General features: G+C 62.8%; 18 protein-coding genes and 1 tRNA gene. 15 read left to right on the forward strand and 4 right to left on the reverse strand.

Annotated elements, in window-relative coordinates:
• Window positions 1–2 precede the first annotated feature (2 nt).
• From SAS01S_RS00830 to SAS01S_RS00870, 9 genes are all read left to right on the forward strand, one after another.
• Entirely contained in the window at window positions 3–566 is a 564-nt protein-coding gene (locus tag SAS01S_RS00830; protein ID WP_066803379.1) for a hypothetical protein, read from the forward strand.
• Window positions 566–1516, forward strand: a complete 951-nt coding sequence (locus tag SAS01S_RS00835) for a hypothetical protein (RefSeq protein WP_066803382.1) — start codon at window positions 566–568, stop codon at window positions 1514–1516. The genes SAS01S_RS00830 and SAS01S_RS00835 overlap by 1 nt, the downstream gene beginning before the upstream one ends.
• A 6-nt stretch (window positions 1517–1522) precedes the next feature.
• A complete protein-coding gene (locus SAS01S_RS00840; protein ID WP_066803385.1) occupies window positions 1523–1723 on the forward strand; it encodes a hypothetical protein in 201 nt (66 codons plus the stop codon).
• Window positions 1724–1727: 4 nt separating this feature from the next.
• Complete coding sequence (locus SAS01S_RS00845) at window positions 1728–2015, forward strand: hypothetical protein (RefSeq protein ID WP_066803388.1); 288 nt, start codon at window positions 1728–1730, stop codon at window positions 2013–2015.
• A 137-nt stretch (window positions 2016–2152) separates the two neighbouring features.
• On the forward strand, window positions 2153–2503 hold the full coding sequence (locus SAS01S_RS22335) for a MarR family winged helix-turn-helix transcriptional regulator (protein WP_157082611.1): 351 nt from the start codon (window positions 2153–2155) through the stop codon (window positions 2501–2503).
• A gap of 1 nt (window position 2504) precedes the next feature.
• The gene (locus SAS01S_RS00855) at window positions 2505–3665 is read left to right on the forward strand and encodes a tyrosine-type recombinase/integrase (protein WP_066803394.1); all 1161 of its coding nucleotides are present in this window, start codon (window positions 2505–2507) and stop codon (window positions 3663–3665) included.
• Window positions 3666–3688: 23 nt separating this feature from the next.
• Window positions 3689–3773 (forward strand) — tRNA-Leu (locus SAS01S_RS00860).
• A gap of 62 nt (window positions 3774–3835) precedes the next feature.
• Window positions 3836–5494, forward strand: coding sequence for a trigger factor (tig, locus tag SAS01S_RS00865; RefSeq protein WP_066803397.1), 1659 nt, complete (start codon window positions 3836–3838; stop codon window positions 5492–5494).
• A 272-nt stretch (window positions 5495–5766) separates the two neighbouring features.
• Window positions 5767–6693, forward strand: a complete 927-nt coding sequence (locus tag SAS01S_RS00870; protein WP_066803399.1) for a glycosyltransferase family 2 protein — start codon at window positions 5767–5769, stop codon at window positions 6691–6693.
• A 321-nt stretch (window positions 6694–7014) separates the two neighbouring features.
• Here SAS01S_RS00870 and SAS01S_RS00875 read toward each other — a convergent pair whose 3' ends face one another.
• Window positions 7015–7410: a DOPA 4,5-dioxygenase family protein gene (locus SAS01S_RS00875; protein ID WP_245656702.1), complete on the reverse strand. Its 396-nt coding sequence runs from the start codon at window positions 7408–7410 to the stop codon at window positions 7015–7017.
• A complete protein-coding gene (locus SAS01S_RS00880) occupies window positions 7407–8432 on the reverse strand; it encodes an SDR family oxidoreductase (RefSeq protein WP_066803402.1) in 1026 nt (341 codons plus the stop codon). Before SAS01S_RS00880 ends, SAS01S_RS00875 begins: the two co-directional genes overlap by 4 nt.
• A 164-nt stretch (window positions 8433–8596) precedes the next feature.
• Here SAS01S_RS00880 and clpP point away from each other — a divergent pair, with 164 nt between their 5' ends.
• From clpP to SAS01S_RS00905, 5 genes are all read left to right on the forward strand, one after another.
• Complete coding sequence (clpP, locus tag SAS01S_RS00885; RefSeq protein WP_066803405.1) at window positions 8597–9274, forward strand: ATP-dependent Clp endopeptidase proteolytic subunit ClpP; 678 nt, start codon at window positions 8597–8599, stop codon at window positions 9272–9274.
• Window positions 9275–9383: 109 nt separating this feature from the next.
• A complete protein-coding gene (locus SAS01S_RS00890; RefSeq protein WP_084238367.1) occupies window positions 9384–9599 on the forward strand; it encodes a ribosomal protein L7/L12 in 216 nt (71 codons plus the stop codon).
• Window positions 9600–9703: 104 nt separating this feature from the next.
• Window positions 9704–10975, forward strand: a complete 1272-nt coding sequence (clpX, locus tag SAS01S_RS00895; RefSeq protein WP_066585118.1) for an ATP-dependent Clp protease ATP-binding subunit ClpX — start codon at window positions 9704–9706, stop codon at window positions 10973–10975.
• 74 nt (window positions 10976–11049) lie between these two features.
• Complete coding sequence (locus tag SAS01S_RS00900; protein ID WP_066803409.1) at window positions 11050–11295, forward strand: DUF1272 domain-containing protein; 246 nt, start codon at window positions 11050–11052, stop codon at window positions 11293–11295.
• Window positions 11292–11873: a GNAT family N-acetyltransferase gene (locus SAS01S_RS00905; protein WP_066803412.1), complete on the forward strand. Its 582-nt coding sequence runs from the start codon at window positions 11292–11294 to the stop codon at window positions 11871–11873. The genes SAS01S_RS00900 and SAS01S_RS00905 overlap by 4 nt, the downstream gene beginning before the upstream one ends.
• A 133-nt stretch (window positions 11874–12006) precedes the next feature.
• On the opposite strand, the gene SAS01S_RS00910 is transcribed toward SAS01S_RS00905, so the two are convergent.
• Complete coding sequence (locus tag SAS01S_RS00910; RefSeq protein WP_066803415.1) at window positions 12007–12612, reverse strand: methyltransferase family protein; 606 nt, start codon at window positions 12610–12612, stop codon at window positions 12007–12009.
• Window positions 12613–12652: 40 nt separating this feature from the next.
• The gene (locus tag SAS01S_RS00915) at window positions 12653–14443 is read right to left on the reverse strand and encodes a M1 family metallopeptidase (RefSeq protein WP_174544927.1); all 1791 of its coding nucleotides are present in this window, start codon (window positions 14441–14443) and stop codon (window positions 12653–12655) included.
• On the opposite strand from SAS01S_RS00915, the gene lon reads away from it, so the two are divergent.
• Window positions 14442–16838, forward strand: a complete 2397-nt coding sequence (lon, locus tag SAS01S_RS00920) for an endopeptidase La (protein WP_066803418.1) — start codon at window positions 14442–14444, stop codon at window positions 16836–16838. The genes SAS01S_RS00915 and lon overlap by 2 nt on opposite strands.
• Window positions 16839–16988: the final 150 nt, after the last annotated feature.

Raw genomic sequence — 16988 nt, forward strand, 5'->3', positions numbered from 1 at the left:
CCATGGGCGACTTCACCAGCGCCTCCTTCTACGGCCAGAGCCAGCAGGACCTGCGCGGACCCAAAGGCGACCAAGGCGACAAGGGCGACCAGGGAGACCTGGGCCCCCGCGGCGAACAGGGCCTCGACGCCTACCAAGTGTGGCTCTCGCTGGGCCATAGCGGCACCGAAGCGGAGTTCATCTCGTCCCTTACCGGCCCATCCGGCCGTGACGGGAAGGATAGCGCGTACCGCTATGGCTCGTTTGCCGTCGTCGGCATCCAACCAGGCGAGATTCTCCTCGATCATGACGTGATCGAAGCCCACACGCTCGGGGCTGACTTCGTCGGGTCAAGAGTTTCCTGTGACCTCCCACCGGACGACGACTGGATCGCTAAGGTCCTGAAGAACGACGTCCAGATCGGGACGATTACGGTTTCGGCTCCGGACGGTTTCGTCACGCTCGCCACCGCGGGACATGCCCCTGTGGCGGTAGCTGTCGGCGACGTTGTTTCGGTTGCCGCCCCGGATATCCCGGACGCCTCGATTGGCCGCGTCCGCTTCACTTTCTTTGGAACACTCCCGTAATGCCCACTTATTTCGCCGGGTCCACGTTGGACGCGTTTGTGCCCTCCCTGACGAACTGCACGGACGACGCCTCCGTTGTCTATGTGAGCCCCGGCGGCTTTGCAGACGCATACGTTACTGATCCCGCAGACGGCATTAGGAAGGGAGTTTCGAGGCTCTGGAGCCACGCTCACTCCGTATCTGGTGCATTTGCTGCCGCCCCGGTGCTTTACTCCTGGTTCAATCAGAGCGGCGTGGAGGTGGTACGGTTTGCCAGCGTCGCCGGAGGCTATCAGCTCCAATATTTCAACGCCGGCTCATGGGTTGGCGTTGGGGAACCGATGGGCGGCGGTTCAGGCACATACGACTTTCTTATCTACATCCACCCCACTGCCGGGAGGCTCGCGTGGTTCTTTAACCAAAACCTCGCTGTTGATGTACGCGCCCTAGACACTTCGCCCATCGGTAACGTGGCAAGGATGCGCCTAGGAATCCTGCAAGGATACGTCGGCAACACGGCCCACAGCGGCGTGCTCCTGGCGTCATACAACACAATCGGGCACACGGTCCGACGCCGTGCCCCCACCGCTAACGGGACCCGCATGACATGGTCTGGAAGCTACGCGGACGTTGACGACGCCGCGACGGACGATAGCGACGCCATCTCTGCATCAAACGTCGGGGACGTGGCGACCTTCACCGGACCAGTGTTCACTCCCACCAGCGCCGGCAATGTCATCAAAGCTGTTGGCGTGGCCGCCCGCATCCGTAACGACGGCGATGTCATTCCGACCAACGCCAAGGTGTTGTTGTCGGTAGGCGGGGAGGATCAGTTAGCCCCCACAAACATGCCGATCACTGCAGGATTTCAAGGCTCCGTCGCGATGTTCGATAAGGACCCAGGAACCGGCCTCCCGTGGTCCGATATTTCGCGGGTCAACGGCGAGTTCGGGCTCGTTGCTACGGAATAGCCCAGCGTGACCACATACGTTGCGAAAGCCGGGGAGTACCTCGTCGAAGGCGCCCCCGGCGTCACCGTGGTTTCCAAACTGGGCCACTACATCGTCGAGGGCACCGAGAAGCGCGTCATTGCCAGCAAATTGGCACAGTACGTCGTGGAGGGCCCGCCGATTATCATTCCCGCGGCCCCGCGGCGCCGACAACTCACAATGACCTAGGTTCATGGACACCAACAACAGCAACACCGGACTCATCCTGGACCTGCGCGACCGCATGGCACGGATTGAGACCAAACTAGACGCCCACCACGATGCCCATACGGTCATCGACAAGCGCTTGGACAAGGTTGAGGCCGCCGTATCGGACCTCGACGACCGAATCACCGCGAATCGCAGCGACATTGACGCAGGTAAGGCGAAAGTCGCCACCCTGGGCGCAGTGGGCGGCGGCGTAATCGCGGTCGCAACGATGCTCGGCGACCACCTTTGGTCGCTCTTTAGGCTCCACTAAACACTTCGGACCCTCCCTCGCGGAGGGTTCTTTTTTCGTTACACTTGCATTTCTAGAACATTTCGGTAACGGGGAACTGTCCGCTATTGCGGACGTTACCTAATTGCAGACTTTCCACACTCGGTATGGAGACAGACATGTCCCGCGATGAAACCCAACAGAAGGCGCTACGACGCCTCAATCGCTTGATGGCTACACTTCGAGGTACGATCGGGGAGACGATCCCCCTGCAAATCGCCCACACGTTTATCCTCGTCGCTCAGAATGAGGGCAAGGGTGTGAGCGAGTTGGCCGAACTGGCCGGGGCAAGCAAAGGGACGATGAGTCGTCACCTGTTGGACCTCTCGGACAAGCTCAGGAGCGGGGAGGATGGCTACGGGCTGCTCCAGCGCACGCAGGACCCAAGCAACCTCCGAACCGTCATCTACACGCTCACCGCAAAGGGCAAGCTGCTCCGAGACAACCTCGTGGGCATCCTGGAGGACTGACATGGCGATCTATCCCGACAAGAAGAATGGCAAGCTGACTGGTCGCTTCCGGGTCGAGCTGCAGCGGGGAGGCGAGCGCTACAGGAAGCGCTGGGACACGTATGCCGAGGCAGAGGGAGACGAGATGGCAGTCCAGGCCGCCTGGGCAGCCGGAGAGGCCACGCCGGCCCCTGGAGAGGCCCCAGGGGCTCCCACGGTCCATACGTTCGACTCGGTGATCCCGCTGGCTAAGGGGACCCTTTGGGACGGCAAGTCCACCGAGGATACCTGCTGGGCCCATATCGAGTGGTGCGCCAATCTGCTTTGCCGCAAGACCCGCCTGGACGCGGTGGACACGCACAGCATCGATAGAGTCGTGAAGGCTCTCAAAGCCGAGAAGAAGGCCGCCGGGACGATCAACCGATACCTGTCGCACCTCCGGACGTTTCTTATGTGGTCGAAGAGCCGCAAATACCGCACGCTGCCTGTAGCCGGCGATGACGGGATAACGTTCGATTGGCAGGACGAAGCCGAGGGCCGTATTCGGTGGATCACGTTCGAGGAAGAGAAGCAGCTTGAAGCCTTTCTGGTCCACACCGAGCGCGAAGACCCCGACCATGCGGCCGCTGCTGCCGCAGTCTGGGACCTGATCGACATCGCGATCGAGACTGGCTGCCGGCGCGACGAAATGTTGACCGCGGAGCTGGCACAGATTAACGGCCTTCGCTTGCATCTCTGGGAGACCAAGACGGACACTCCCAGGACCGTACCCCTAACTCAACGGGTCAGAGACAAGCTTGTGAGCCTTATTGCGCAAGGACGGATGCCTACGCGACGCGGTCTGCGATCGTGGTGGAACCGTGCGCGGGTACACATGGGCCTGGAGAACGATGACGACTTCGTATTCCATGCGTGCCGCCATACCTGCGCTACTCGTCAGGTTGATGCCGGCGTGAACGTCTTTGTCATCAAAGAATGGATGGGCCACAAACGCATCGAAACAACCCTTCGGTACGCACATGTAAAGCCCCAGAACCTTGAGGACGCATTGGTGAGGGTGGGGGATTACCGCCGCGCAGCCAATGAAAACTCGCAGATTTCTGCGGAAAATTCGCTCCCCACCCTGCACCCCACCGGTGTGGGAATGGGGGTAAACTTGCAACCAACCGGGATGGCCGCCTAAGGCAATATCAATGACTTGGCCATGCGGGCGTGGCGGAACTGGTAGACGCGCTGGATTTAGGTTCCAGTATCGCAAGATGTGGGGGTTCGAGTCCCTTCGCCCGCACCAGTCCCCGCGCCTTTGGGGCGGGGTGGCCACCAAATGATTTTCCGGAAAGATGAAGGCCTGAAATGCAGACTGTCGAGACGTTGAACGAAGGGCTCAAGCGCGCCTACACGCTGACGATCACCGCCAAGGAGATCGACGCCAAGGTCGACGCCGAGGTGAAGCGCGTGGCCCCGCAGGTCCGCATGCCCGGCTTCCGGCCCGGCAAGGTGCCCGCCAATTTGGTCCGCAAGATGCACGGCGAGGCGCTGACCCAGGACGCGCTCAATGCCGCGATCCAGGAAGGTATCCAGACCCTGATCGGCAAGGAAAAGCTGCGTCCGGCGATGCAGCCCTCGGTCAAGCTCGAGAACGACTATGAGAAGGGCAAGGATGCCGAGCTCAAGGTCGAACTCGAAATCCTGCCCGACGTGCCGACGCCCGCGATCGACGCGATCAAGCTTGACCGCCTGACGGTTCCGGCCGGCGAGGAAGAGATCCAGGCGCAACTCGAGAAGTTCGCCGCGCAGCAGAAGAATTGGGAAGACACCAAGGACGGCTACAAGGCCAAGCAGGGCGATCTCGTCACGCTCGACTTCGTCGGCAAGGACAAGAAGGGCGTCGCGTTCGAGGGCGGTACCGGCACCGACATGGCGGTCGAGATCGGCTCCGGCCGGCTCATCCCCGGGTTCGAGGATCAGGTCGTCGGCGTGAAGGCGGGCGACGAGAAGACCATCAAGGTCACGTTCCCCGAGGATTATCCCGCCGAGGAGCTGAAGGGCCAGCCGGCGACGTTCGACCTGACCGTCAAGTCGGTGAAGACCGCGGGCGAGACCAACATCGACGACAGCCTGGCCAAGTCGCTCGGCCTCAACGATCTCGAGCAGCTCAAGGGCCTGCTCAAGGGCCAGATCGAGCAGGAGCTCAACGGCCTGACTCGCACCCACATGAAGCGCAAGCTGCTCGACCAGCTCGCCGCGGGCCATGATTTCCCGGTGCCGCCGTCGATGGTCGCTGCCGAGTTCGACCAGATCTGGGAGCAGCTCAAGCACGAAGCGACGCACGAGCCCGATCCCGAGGCCGCGCTGGCCGAGATGGAGGCCGAGCGCGACGATTACCAGGCGATTGCCGAGCGCCGCGTGCGCCTCGGCCTGTTGCTGTCGGAAATCGGCCAGGCCAATGGCATCGAGGTCACCAACCAGGAAATGAGCCGGCTGATCAGCCAGGCCGCGGCGCAATATGCCCCGCAGGACCAGCAGCGCTTCGTCGAATATATCCGCAACGAGCCGATGGCCGCTGCCCAGCTGCGCGCGCCCCTCTATGAGGACAAGGTCGTCGACTTCCTGTTCTCGACCGCGGACGTCACCGACCGCGAAGTGACTCGCGCCCAGCTCGAGGAAGCGATCGAGTCGGAAGACGGCTTCGCGACCGGCACGCATCATCACGACCACGACAATCACAAGCCCAAGGCGAAGAAGGCTGCCGCCAAGAAGGCGCCGGCCGCCAAGGCGGACAAGGCCGATAAGGCTGACGACGCCAAGGCTGAGGAGCCGGTGAAGAAGGCAGCGACCAAGAAGGCGTCGTCCAAGACCGACGAAAAGGTCGAGGCACCCGCCGACGAGCTGAAGGCCGAGGAACCGGTCAAGAAGGCCGCGACCAAGAAGGCTCCGGCCGCCAAGGCGGAACCCGCCGAGGAAGCGCCCGCCAAGAAGCCGGCGGCGAAGAAGGCTCCGGCGAAGAAGTGACATTGTTATCCCTCTCCCCTTGTGGGAGTTTGGGGTCGGCCCTGCCCCCCGGCAGGACCTAAACAATACGGGGTATTGTTTACCCCAAACTGGTTGCGAGACTTGGGTCGCGCCCTTGCGCGGCCTTAGTCGAAGCTGGGTGAGGGATAGGCGGTCGCTCTCGCGACCGCGCGAAGCTGCGCTTCGCTTCCCCTCATCCAACTACGACTAGCGAGCAAGCTCGCAAGTCTCCGTATCCTTCTCCCACAAGGGGAGAAGGTTTGGGGGCGCGAATGACCGAACCACGTATCGCAGTCCTGCTACCCTGCTATAACGAGGAAGCCGCGATCGCGCAGACGGTCGCGGGGTTCCGCGCGGCGCTGCCGACCGCGACGATCTACGTCTACGACAACAATTCGAAGGACCGCACGGTCGAGGTCGCGCGCGCGGCCGGCGCGGTCGTGCGGTCGGAGCGGATGCAGGGCAAGGGCAATGTCGTCCGCCGCATGTTCGCCGATGTCGATGCCGACATCTATGTGATGGCCGATGGCGACGCGACCTATGATGCCGAGGCCGCCCCGCAGCTCGTCCAGCGGCTGATCGACGAGCAACTCGACATGGTGGTCGGCAGCCGGGTGACCCAGCACGACGCCGCCTATCGCCGTGGGCACGTCATGGGCAACAAGTTGCTGACCGGCATGCTGGCCAAATTGTTCGGCCGGAGTTTCACTGATATTCTATCGGGTTACCGAGTATTCTCGCGACGGTTCGTGAAGAGTTTCCCGGTCCTGTCTGGCGGATTCGAGATCGAGACCGAGATCAGCGTCCACGCGCTCGAACTGCGCATGCCGGTCGGCGAGGTCGAGACGCGCTATTTTGCGCGGCCGGAGGGATCGGCGTCGAAACTGTCGACCTATTCGGACGGCTTCCGCATCCTCAACACGATCGTGACGCTCTACCGGATCGAGCGACCGCTGCTGTTCTTCGGCGCGATCGGCGGCCTGCTCGCGTTCTTGGCGCTGGTGCTCGGTATCCCGCTGGCGATCACATACTACCATACGCATCTGGTGCCGCGTCTGCCGACGGCGATCATGGCGACAGGCCTGATCATTCTGGCGGCGTTGTGCTTCTTCGCAGGGTTGATCCTCGACACCGTGGTGCGTGGACGGCGCGAGGTGCGGCGATTGGCCTATCTGGGGCATCCTGCGCCGGGCGACTGAGCCCGCCACCCCTGGATGCCTCATTCGCTGGCGCATCATACGATCCAAGGAATCGCAACGATTACTGCAAAATAGAATACTAAACCGATATTGAACGCTGTTGGATCGTCCCGCCGCCGGAGCAGGCCCGCCTTAGTAGGCAGGACTCCCCGATACGCGCCCAATCCGAGCAGTGAGAGCATTACCCCATAAAAGATGAACTTCGCGGGTGTCATTGCAGCCTATCCCAAGGTCCTCGGAATAGAATCGCTCGATCTGGCACCGGAGTAATACGGCACTTCTCGCTGATCTCCGCAATCGAGACATAAACGAACATCGTCACTAAGCGTCAGAAGTCGCTGATCCCGAACCGCGCGACGCCCTGATTATGCCCGGTGGATCGAGCACGCTGATATCGAGATCGAGCGGCTGGCCGATCCAGTGCGCCAGCGTGGTGTGATCCGCCAGATCGTCGTCGGTCAGCGGATGGACCAGGGCGCGTAGGCCGGTCGTTTCGATCGCGCGCGAGACCACAGTGCCGGCGCTGCCGGAGAAATGGATCTCGAACTGCGCGATCGGATGCGGGCCGACCGGGCCGTCGGTCATCCGTCCGATGAACAGGATCGGCGCGACGTCGTCGACCATCATGTCGGCGAAGGTTGCGCGCAACTTTTCGGCTGCGGCGCGTTCGGACGCGTCATAATAGATGTGCGCGTGCCATGGCGCATTGTCGTTCATGGCACGATCCCCAGCCGAATCAGGCTTTCGCCCGATGCTACGATAGCCTCTTCGTTCGATCGGAATTGCCAGCCGAGTTGCTCGCGGGCCTTGGCGTTGCTCGCCGCGGAGCGGATGCCGAGGCGCGGCGCCGCCTCGCGCGCCAGCGGGTTGAACAGCGCGATCAGCCGGATCAGCCAGTCGGGCATCTGACGCAGTTTCGCCTTCGCCGCTTTCTCACCCATTCCCTGCTGCAGGATCACCGACATGTCGTAGATCGACACCGGATCGCCAGCGACCGCCAGGAAGCGTTCGCCGTTCGCCTCAGGCGCCGTCATCGCCTTGATTTGCATCCCCGCCACGTCGCGCACGTCGACTACACCGAAATAGAGCCGCGGCGCGCCGGGCAGCCCGCCTTCGAGCATGCGCTTGATGATCTCGATCGAGGTCGACAGATCCTCATTGAGCACCGGGCCGAAGATGCCGACCGGGTTGACCACCGCGAGTTCGAGGCCGTTGCCTTCGCGCTCGATAAAATCCCAGGCCGCGCGCTCGGCCAGCGTCTTGGATTTCATATAAGGCTGGACCGCAGGACCATCCACGTTGGTCCAGTCCGCTTCGGTATAAGCCGCGGCCTGGTCGCCATGACCGTAACCGATCGCCGCGAAGGACGAGGTCAGGACGACGCGCTTGACGCCGGCGTCGCGGGCGGCGCGCAGGACCCTGAGCGTGCCGTCGACCGCGGGGCGGATCAGGTCGTTCTCGTCCTTGGGCTGGGCCAGCGGGAAGGGGGAGGCGACGTGCTGGACATAGTCGCAACCCGTGACCGCCTGAGCCCAGCCCTCATCCTGGTTGAGATCGGCGGCGACGAAGCTCAGTCGATCGAGATTCTTGGCTCCGGCCTGGGCGAGCGTATCGCGCACCGCCTGTTCCTTGCTCAGCGACCGCACGGTCGTCCGCACGTCATGCCCCGCCTCGAGCAATTGCAGGATGACGTGCCCGCCGACGAAACCCGACCCGCCCGTGACCAGAATCGCGCTCATCGCGTCCCCTCTTTCTTGTGCAATAGACGTGGGCCCGCCGCGATGGCGATGCAAGACGCGGAAAATCGCAACCGGCCCCCGTTCACCATTGCGCCCCCTTGCGCCCCGCCGGGCGAGCGCCGATGTAGGGCGCAAGCTAGGCATAAGGACCCGAGAGAATTAACATGCACAATCCGTTCGAAACCGGCCAATTCGCTCCTCCCGGCTTCCGCGTCGACCCCGTGACCGGCGGCCTCGTGCCGATCGTCATCGAGCAGTCGAACCGCGGCGAGCGCAGCTTCGACATCTATTCGCGACTGCTGCGCGAGCGGATCATCTTCCTGGTCGGCCCGGTCGAGGACCATATGGCCTCGCTGATCACCGCGCAGTTGCTGTTCCTCGAATCGGAAAATCCGAAGAAGGACATCTACATGTACATCAACTCGCCGGGCGGCGTCGTCACGGCGGGCATGGCGATCCACGACACGATGCAGTACATCCGTCCGCGCGTCGGCACGGTGTGCATCGGCCAGGCAGCCTCGATGGGCAGCTTCCTGCTCGCGGCGGGCGAGCCCGGCATGCGGGTCGCGCTGACCAATGCGCGGATCATGATCCACCAGCCGTCGGGTGGTGCCCAGGGCATGGCGTCGGATATCGAGATCCAGGCCAAGGAAATCCTGCGCATCCGCGAGCGGATGAACAGCCTCTATTCCAAATATACCGGCCAGCCGCTCGACGTGATCGAGCGTTCGATGGACCGCGACAAGTTCCTGGAAGCCGATGAGGCCAAGGAATTCGGTCTGGTCGACGAAGTGTTCGACAAGCGTCCGGCGCCCGCCGACGATCAGGCGCAGGCGGCTTGAGGTTGAAGCGGGGGCGGGGGGATGTTCGTTCCTTTGCCCTTGCTGATCGTGGCGGGACTGGTTTTCCTGGTCCTGCTGGTGATGGCGGCGCGGTCGCTCGGACGATTTGATGGCGGCACCGCGACCGCGCGTGCAGCGGGTGGCGGTTCCAGCCGGGCAAAAGCTGGAATTATCGAGCGAAACGCGAGTAGAGGTCGAACGATTGCTGGCCAAGGGTCAGGTGATCAATGCTATCAAATTGGTCCGCGAAGCGACTGGTTCGGGACTGAAAGAGGCCAAGGACGCGGTCGACGAAATGCGGCGATCCGTCCTGCCGTCACGGTAACGCGGTTAAGGCGACGTGATTTTTATTGTGGGTTTACGGTGGTGCGCTAACATATGCGCCCGAAAACGGTACGCGCCCGTATCCGCGCGTGACGAGGTGATTGAATGCCAAAGTTAGATGGCGGCGATTCGAAGAGTACGCTTTATTGCTCGTTCTGCGGGAAATCGCAGCACGAGGTGAGGAAGCTCATCGCCGGCCCGACCGTGTTTATCTGCGACGAGTGCGTGGAGCTGTGCAACGACATCATCCGTGAGGAAACGAAGTCGGCATTGGTCTCCAAGAAGGACGGTGGCGTCCCCACGCCGCAGGAAATCTGCGACGTGCTCGACGATTACGTGATCGGCCAGAAACAGGCCAAGCGCGTGCTCTCGGTCGCGGTGCACAATCATTACAAGCGGCTCAACCACGGCGCCAAGGGCGCCGATGTCGAGCTCGCCAAGTCGAACATCCTGCTCGTCGGTCCGACCGGGTGCGGCAAGACGTTGCTCGCGCAGACACTAGCGCGAATCCTCGACGTGCCGTTCACCATGGCCGATGCGACCACGCTGACCGAAGCCGGCTATGTCGGTGAGGATGTCGAGAACATCATCCTCAAGCTGCTCCAGGCATCCGACTACAATGTCGAGCGGGCGCAGCGTGGGATCGTTTACATCGACGAGATCGACAAGATCAGCCGCAAGGCGGAAAATCCGTCGATCACGCGCGACGTGTCGGGCGAAGGCGTGCAGCAGGCGCTGCTCAAGCTGATGGAAGGCACGACCGCGAGCGTTCCGCCGCAGGGCGGCCGCAAGCATCCGCAGCAGGAATTCCTCCAGGTCGACACGACCAACATCCTGTTCATCTGCGGCGGCGCCTTCTCCGGCCTGGAAAAGATCATCGGCGATCGCCTGCAGGGCAAGTCGATCGGATTCGGCGCGCATGTCGCCGCGCCCGACGAGCGCCGCACCGGCGAAGTGCTGAAGTCGGTCGAGCCCGAGGATCTGCTCAAGTTTGGCCTGATCCCCGAATTCGTCGGCCGCTTGCCGGTGATCGCTACCTTGGAGGATCTCGACGAGCCGGCGCTGGTCAAGATCCTGTCCGAGCCGAAGAACGCCTTGGTCAAACAGTATCAGAAGCTGTTCGACATGGAGGACGTGAAGCTGGGCTTCACCGACGACGCGCTGTCGACGGTCGCGCGCAAGGCGATCGACCGCAAGACTGGCGCGCGTGGACTGCGCTCGATCCTGGAGGGCATTTTGCTCGACACGATGTTCGACCTGCCCGGCATGGACGGCGTCGACGAAGTGATGATCGACAAGGACGTGGTAGAGGGCCGCAAGGACCCGATCCGCGTCTATGCCAAGAAGGAAAAGGAAAAGGCCGGCGACGCCGCCTGATCCGGGTTTTCAAGCGTGATAAGAGATACGGGCGCCGATCGTTTCGACCGGCGCCCGTTTTCGTTGGAGGGGTAATGCTCGACCTGAGACCGAATTGCGAATGCTGCGACCGCGATCTGCCGGCCGACAGTCCTGACGCACGCATCTGTACGTTCGAATGCACGTTCTGCGCGGAATGCGTCGATGGCGTGCTCGGCGGCGTCTGTCCCAATTGCGGCGGTAATTTCGTGCCGCGGCCGATCCGTCCGGCGGCATTGCTCGAACGCAATCCAGCCTCGACCCAACGCGTGCTCAAGCCCGAAGGCTGCAAGGCGGCATGATCCGCGTGGCGACGAGGGCCGATCGCGACGCGATCGCGGTGACGCTCGCGCGGGCCTTCGCCGACGATCCGGCGACGTCGTACATCTTTCCCGATCCGGCCGAGCGCGCGAAGCGGTTGCCGCGCATGTTCCGGCTGATCTTCGACGAGGATGCCGGCGGCATGCCGCTGGTGACCGGGAGCGGGGAAGCAGCGACCTTGTGGCGGCGGCCGGGCCAGGCCGAGATCGGCAAGCTCGAGATGCTCAAGCAATTGTTCCCGTTGATCGGCGCCTTCGGGTCGTCGCTGGTGCGGGCGATGCGTGTAGGCGATGCGATCGACGCGCATCATCCATCGGGGACCTATTGGTATCTGCACATCGCCGGCGTCGACCCCGCGCATCAGGGCAAGGGGCTGGGCTCGGCCTCGATCCGCCAGGGGCTCGCCAAGGCGCGGGAGGATGGCGTGCCGGCGTTCCTCGAAACCGCGACGCCGCGCAATGTCAGCCTCTATCAGTCGCTCGGATTCGAAGTGATCGACGAATGGCACGTGCCCAAGGGCGGGCCCAAGTTTTGGTCGATGTTGAATCCGAGGCCGTAGGAAGCCCGCATTTACCGTCATCCCCGCGAAAGCGGGGACCCAGCTCCAACGCTCTCCTCCATACAGCCGGTCGTAGTTGCGGATACTGCCGGAGCTGGGTCCCCGCTGTCGCGGGGATGACGGAGGAGGGCGGTCAGAAAACCCCCGGCACGAACCTTTTCACCCTCGCGGCATACTCATCATACGCTGCCCCAAACTGCGTCCTCAGCAGCCGCTCCTCGTGCGCGACGCGCATCCATGTCCCCAGCGCGTAGAGCGGCACGCCGACGACCAGGTTGCGGGTGTGGCCGAAGGCGATCGCCATCGCGATCATGAACCCGAACAAAGCGACATAGATCGGGTTGCGCACGACCGCGAACGGGCCGGTCTGGACGAGCGTGTGGTCGGTCAGCGTGCGGGCAACCAATGCCCAGTTCTTGCCCATCGCGTGCGAGGAGGCATGGAACAACCATACGGCACCCAGCATCAGCGCAAGGACCACGATCGCCTCGATGATCGCCTTGGCCGACAGCGGATCGAGTTCGACGCGGACGGGGCCAAAGCCCGAAACGCCGATGCCGATTCCCTGGACGACGATCCAGAGCCAGGTAATCGAGGCGCGTTGCGACAAGGGTGTGGTGCCGACCTTTGTCGCCCGATGCCGCGCCGCCATCAGCGCGATGAAGAACGCGAAGAAGCCGAGCATCATCGCGGCGATCCCGGGCAGGGCGACCGCGTCGTTGGGAAAAGCGTGTTGCATCGGGTTTGTATGCTCCAGCCGTATTATTCTAACAACACACTTACTGCTTCAACTTGAGCCCTGCCCGATAATCCTCAACCGCGCGCGATCGTTTCAACACGCGGGCATAAGGGTCGACCACGACATGCGCGCCGGCGGGTACGTCGATCGTTGCGGTGCCGTCGGGCATGTCGACCTTCATCAGCTTATCGTCGACCAGCACCTCGATCGGCATCGGGAAGGGGAGTTTGTCGGGAGTCAGCCAGAACAGGTTGAGTTTGTCGCCGCTGCGCGCCTCGACCAGTTCGGGCAGATCGGCCTTGCGCAGATAGATGTCGAAGAACCAGTCGAGGTTCTTGCCGGTGACCTTCCTGACATTGTCCTCATAGTCGCGGGTCGAGCCGAAGCGCGGCGTGAAGTTGCCGGGTTTGGGATCGGGGCGGCCATAAACTTCGAGCCGGGTCACGTCCCAGAATTGTTTGTCGCCGATCAGCCAGCGCAGGGTGTGGAGCATCCACGCGCCTTTGTAATAGATATCGCTGCCCGGACCGCCCTTGCTCGTCTCGTACACCTCTTCCTCGGTGATCCAGCGGCCGCGGGTGATCGGCACGGCGTTGATGATTTTGTTGCGCTGATCGTCCAGCATCGTCGCATAGCGGGCATAGCCCTCGCGCCACAGGCCATAGGCCGGCTGCATATACTCGCCATAGCCTTCGTGGATCCAGTAATCGTCCCAATTGGCGGCGGTCACCTGGTTGCCGAACCATTCGTGGCTGAATTCGTGCTGGAACAGCCAATCGAAGCCCTCGGGCGCCTTTTTATAGGCGTTGCCATAGGCGTTGATTGTCTGGTGCTCCATGCCGAGATGCGGCGTCTCGACCACGCCGACCTTTTCGTCGCCGAACGGGTAGGGGCCGACATTGCTTTCGAAGAAATCGAGCGTCGGGGCGAATTCGGCGAACAGCTTCTTCGCCTGTTCCTCCTCGCCCGGCAGATACCAGTAGAACATCGGAATCGTGTTGCCGAAACGGCTCTTATAGTCGGCGGAGATCACTTCGTAGGGCGCGACGTTGAGCGCGATCGCATAGGTGTTGGGATGCTTGATCTCCCAGTTCCACGTCTCGCGTCCGTCGGCCCCGGTATCGACGCCCTTGAACACGCCGTTGGACGGCGCCTTCAGCCCCTTGGGAATGGTGATGTGGAGCGCGACCTTGCCCGGTTCGCCTTCGGGAAAGTCGAAGCACGGCCACAATATGTCGCAGCCATAGCCCTCGCTCGTGGTGGCGAACCACAACCGGCCGTCCTTGGTCTTCGACCAGACCACGCCGTCGTCCCATGGCGCGTTGACCGCAACATGCGGCACGCCGCCATAGGCGATCGTCGCGGTGATGCGCTCGCCCGCCGCATAGGTGCGCGGAAGCTTGATCGTCAGGCGGCCATCGGGGTTCGACCAGGCGCTCGCCGGCAGTTTCTGGCCGTCGATCGCGATCGCGCTCGGTCCGAGATTCTTGTCGAGATCGATGACCAATTTGTCGGCTGGCGCTTTGGGGGTGAAACTCTCCACCGCTACCGCCTTGAGTTGCTCGGTGTCCGGAAGGACCTCGAACGACAGATCGGCGGCGTCGAATTGCAGCTTGGCCTGGTCGGGATCGACCTGCCCGCCCGACCGCTGGGTCTGCGCGGTCAGCGGCGGTTCACCTTTTTTTGGTAAGCTTGCGATGCCCGCGGTGGCGACGGTCAGGCTTATCCCCACCAATAAGGGGACGAACAGGCGTGGGAGATTGATGGAACGCTCACGCTTCCCATATAGAAAGACAAAAGCGTCCCGGTTGGGCGCCCCCGGAGTATCCATGACTACCCAATCCTTCCCCGTATTGCCGCTGCGCGACATCGTGGTGTTTCCCCATATGATCGTGCCGCTGTTCGTCGGCCGCGACAAGTCGGTTGCCGCGCTGGAAAGCGCGATGGCCGCTGACAAGGAGATTTTCCTGGTCGCGCAGCTCGACCCCGCGCAGGACGACCCGCAGCGCGACGACCTGTACGACATGGGCGTCGTCGCGACGATCCTGCAATTGCTCAAGCTGCCCGACGGCACCGTCCGCGTGCTGGTCGAGGGCAAGGCGCGCGCCACGCTGACGGCATTGTCGGGCGGCGGCGATCACCTCACTGCCGAGATCGAGCGGATCGAGGAGGAGCCCGTAAAGGGCGTCGAGATCCAGGCGCTGATGCGCTCGGTGGTCGATCAGTTCGAATCCTATTCGAAGCTCAACCGCAAGCTGCCGGCGGAGACCGCGGTGCAGCTGAGCGAGATCGAGGAGCCGTCGCGGCTGGCCGATTCGATCGCCGGCAATATCGCGATCAAGGTCGCCGAGAAGCAGGCGTTGCTGGTCGAGCTCGACCAGTCGAAGCGGCTCGAGATGGTCTATGCCTTCATGGAAGGCGAGCTCGGCGTGTTGCAGGTCGAGAAGAAGATCAAGTCGCGGGTCAAGCGCCAGATGGAGAAGACCCAGCGCGAATATTATCTCAACGAGCAGTTGAAGGCGATCCAGCGCGAGTTGGGCAACGAGGCCGACGAGGGCGATGGCGATGAGATCGCCGAGCTGACCCAGAAGATCGCCACGCTCAAGCTGAGCAAGGAGGCGCGCACCAAGGCGACCGCCGAGCTCAAGAAGCTCAAGACGATGGCGCCGATGTCGGCGGAAGCGACCGTCGTGCGCAATTATCTCGACGTGCTGCTCGGCTTGCCCTGGGGCAAGAAGTCCAAGCTCAAGAAAGATATTGCGGCGGCGCAAGCGGTGCTCGACGAGGACCATTACGCGCTCGAGAAGGTCAAGGACCGGATCATCGAATATCTCGCGGTCCAGGCGCGCACCAACAAGCTCAAGGGCCCGATCCTGTGCCTGGTCGGTCCTCCCGGCGTCGGCAAGACCAGCCTGGGCAAATCGATCGCCAAGGCGACCGGGCGCGAGTTCATCCGCCAGTCGCTGGGCGGCGTGCGCGACGAGGCCGAGATTCGCGGCCATCGCCGGACCTATATCGGCTCGTTGCCGGGTAAGATCGTGTCGAACCTGAAAAAGGCCGGCGCGTCGAACCCGCTGTTCCTGCTCGATGAGATCGACAAGCTCGGCCAGGACTTCCGCGGCGATCCCGCTTCGGCGCTGCTCGAGGTGCTCGACCCCGAACAGAACAGCAAGTTCAACGACCATTATCTCGAGATCGACATCGATCTGTCGGACGTGATGTTCGTCACCACCGCGAACACCCTGAACCTGCCGCAGCCGCTGCTCGACCGCATGGAGATCATCCGGCTCGAAGGCTATACCGAGGATGAGAAGGTCGAGATTGCCGAGCGGCATCTGATCGCCAAGCAGGTCGAGGCGCACGGGCTCAAGGACGGCGAATTCACGCTGACCAATGAAGGCCTGCGCGCGCTGATCCAGCGCTATACGCGGGAAGCCGGCGTTCGCACGCTCGAGCGCGAGATCGCCAAGCTGGCGAGGAAGGCGTTGCGCCAGATTCTCGAAGGCAAGGTCGAGAGCGTGACGATCACGCCCGACAATCTCCATGAGTTCGCGGGCGTGCTGAAATATCGCCATGGCCTCTCCGAGACCGAAAACCAGATCGGTGCGGTCACCGGACTCGCCTGGACAGAAGTCGGCGGCGAATTGCTGACGATCGAGAGCGTCACCGTGCAGGGCAAGGGCATGGTCAAGACGACCGGTACGCTGGGCGATGTGATGAAGGAAAGCGTCCAGGCAGCAATGAGCTTCGTCCAGGCGCGGGCGCCGTCTTATGGCATCAAGCCCAGCCTGTTCGCGCGCAAGGACATCCACATCCATCTGCCCGAAGGGGCCGTGCCCAAGGACGGTCCGTCGGCCGGTATCGGTCTGGTAACCTCGATCGTCTCGACCATGACCGGCGTGCCGGTGCGGCGGGAGATTGCGATGACCGGCGAGGTCACCTTGCGCGGCCGTGTGCTGCCGATCGGCGGCTTGAAGGAAAAGCTGCTCGCGGCATTGCGCGGCGGGATCGAGACTGTGCTGATCCCCAAGGACAATGAGAAGGATCTCGTCGAGATTCCGGCGAATATCCGCAAAGGGCTCAAGATCATCCCGGTCGAGCATGTCGACGAAGTGCTGCGGCTGGCACTGACCCAGCCGCTCGAGGCGATCGACTGGACCGAGGCCGACGAACTGGCGGCGCAACCGCCGGCGAGCATCGCCCAGGCAGGAGAGCTGCCGCATTAATCGTTTGCAGCTTCGCTGAGACGGTGCCGGCCCGCTCTCCCACCCGGCCGCCCATATCATACCCTATTGGGCGGCCGGGTGGGGGAGCGGGCCGGCACCGCAACCGTTTCAGCCCTGCTGAAACCAAGTGATGCGTGCTGAAACGGGACG

Origin of the sequence: Sphingomonas asaccharolytica NBRC 15499 (assembly GCF_001598355.1) — a bacterium.
GTDB classification, from domain to species: Bacteria; Pseudomonadota; Alphaproteobacteria; order Sphingomonadales; family Sphingomonadaceae; genus Sphingomonas; species Sphingomonas asaccharolytica.

What these genes read in the sequence shown, in the direction of transcription:
- SAS01S_RS00830 (WP_066803379.1), top strand. Translation starts at nt 3, where the DNA reads ATGGGCGACTTCACCAGCGCCTCCTTCTACGGCCAGAGCCAGCAGGAC.
- SAS01S_RS00835 (WP_066803382.1), top strand. Translation starts at nt 566, where the DNA reads ATGCCCACTTATTTCGCCGGGTCCACGTTGGACGCGTTTGTGCCCTCC.
- SAS01S_RS00845 (WP_066803388.1), top strand. Translation starts at nt 1,728, where the DNA reads ATGGACACCAACAACAGCAACACCGGACTCATCCTGGACCTGCGCGAC.
- SAS01S_RS22335 (WP_157082611.1), top strand. Translation starts at nt 2,153, where the DNA reads ATGTCCCGCGATGAAACCCAACAGAAGGCGCTACGACGCCTCAATCGC.
- SAS01S_RS00855 (WP_066803394.1), top strand. Translation starts at nt 2,505, where the DNA reads ATGGCGATCTATCCCGACAAGAAGAATGGCAAGCTGACTGGTCGCTTC.
- tig (WP_066803397.1), top strand. Translation starts at nt 3,836, where the DNA reads ATGCAGACTGTCGAGACGTTGAACGAAGGGCTCAAGCGCGCCTACACG.
- SAS01S_RS00870 (WP_066803399.1), top strand. Translation starts at nt 5,767, where the DNA reads ATGACCGAACCACGTATCGCAGTCCTGCTACCCTGCTATAACGAGGAA.
- SAS01S_RS00875 (WP_245656702.1), bottom strand. Translation starts at nt 7,410, where the DNA reads ATGAACGACAATGCGCCATGGCACGCGCACATCTATTATGACGCGTCC.
- SAS01S_RS00880 (WP_066803402.1), bottom strand. Translation starts at nt 8,432, where the DNA reads ATGAGCGCGATTCTGGTCACGGGCGGGTCGGGTTTCGTCGGCGGGCAC.
- clpP (WP_066803405.1), top strand. Translation starts at nt 8,597, where the DNA reads ATGCACAATCCGTTCGAAACCGGCCAATTCGCTCCTCCCGGCTTCCGC.
- SAS01S_RS00890 (WP_084238367.1), top strand. Translation starts at nt 9,384, where the DNA reads ATGGCGGCACCGCGACCGCGCGTGCAGCGGGTGGCGGTTCCAGCCGGG.
- clpX (WP_066585118.1), top strand. Translation starts at nt 9,704, where the DNA reads ATGCCAAAGTTAGATGGCGGCGATTCGAAGAGTACGCTTTATTGCTCG.
- SAS01S_RS00900 (WP_066803409.1), top strand. Translation starts at nt 11,050, where the DNA reads ATGCTCGACCTGAGACCGAATTGCGAATGCTGCGACCGCGATCTGCCG.
- SAS01S_RS00905 (WP_066803412.1), top strand. Translation starts at nt 11,292, where the DNA reads ATGATCCGCGTGGCGACGAGGGCCGATCGCGACGCGATCGCGGTGACG.
- SAS01S_RS00910 (WP_066803415.1), bottom strand. Translation starts at nt 12,612, where the DNA reads ATGCAACACGCTTTTCCCAACGACGCGGTCGCCCTGCCCGGGATCGCC.
- lon (WP_066803418.1), top strand. Translation starts at nt 14,442, where the DNA reads ATGACTACCCAATCCTTCCCCGTATTGCCGCTGCGCGACATCGTGGTG.
- SAS01S_RS00915 (WP_174544927.1), bottom strand. Translation starts at nt 14,443, where the DNA reads ATGGATACTCCGGGGGCGCCCAACCGGGACGCTTTTGTCTTTCTATAT.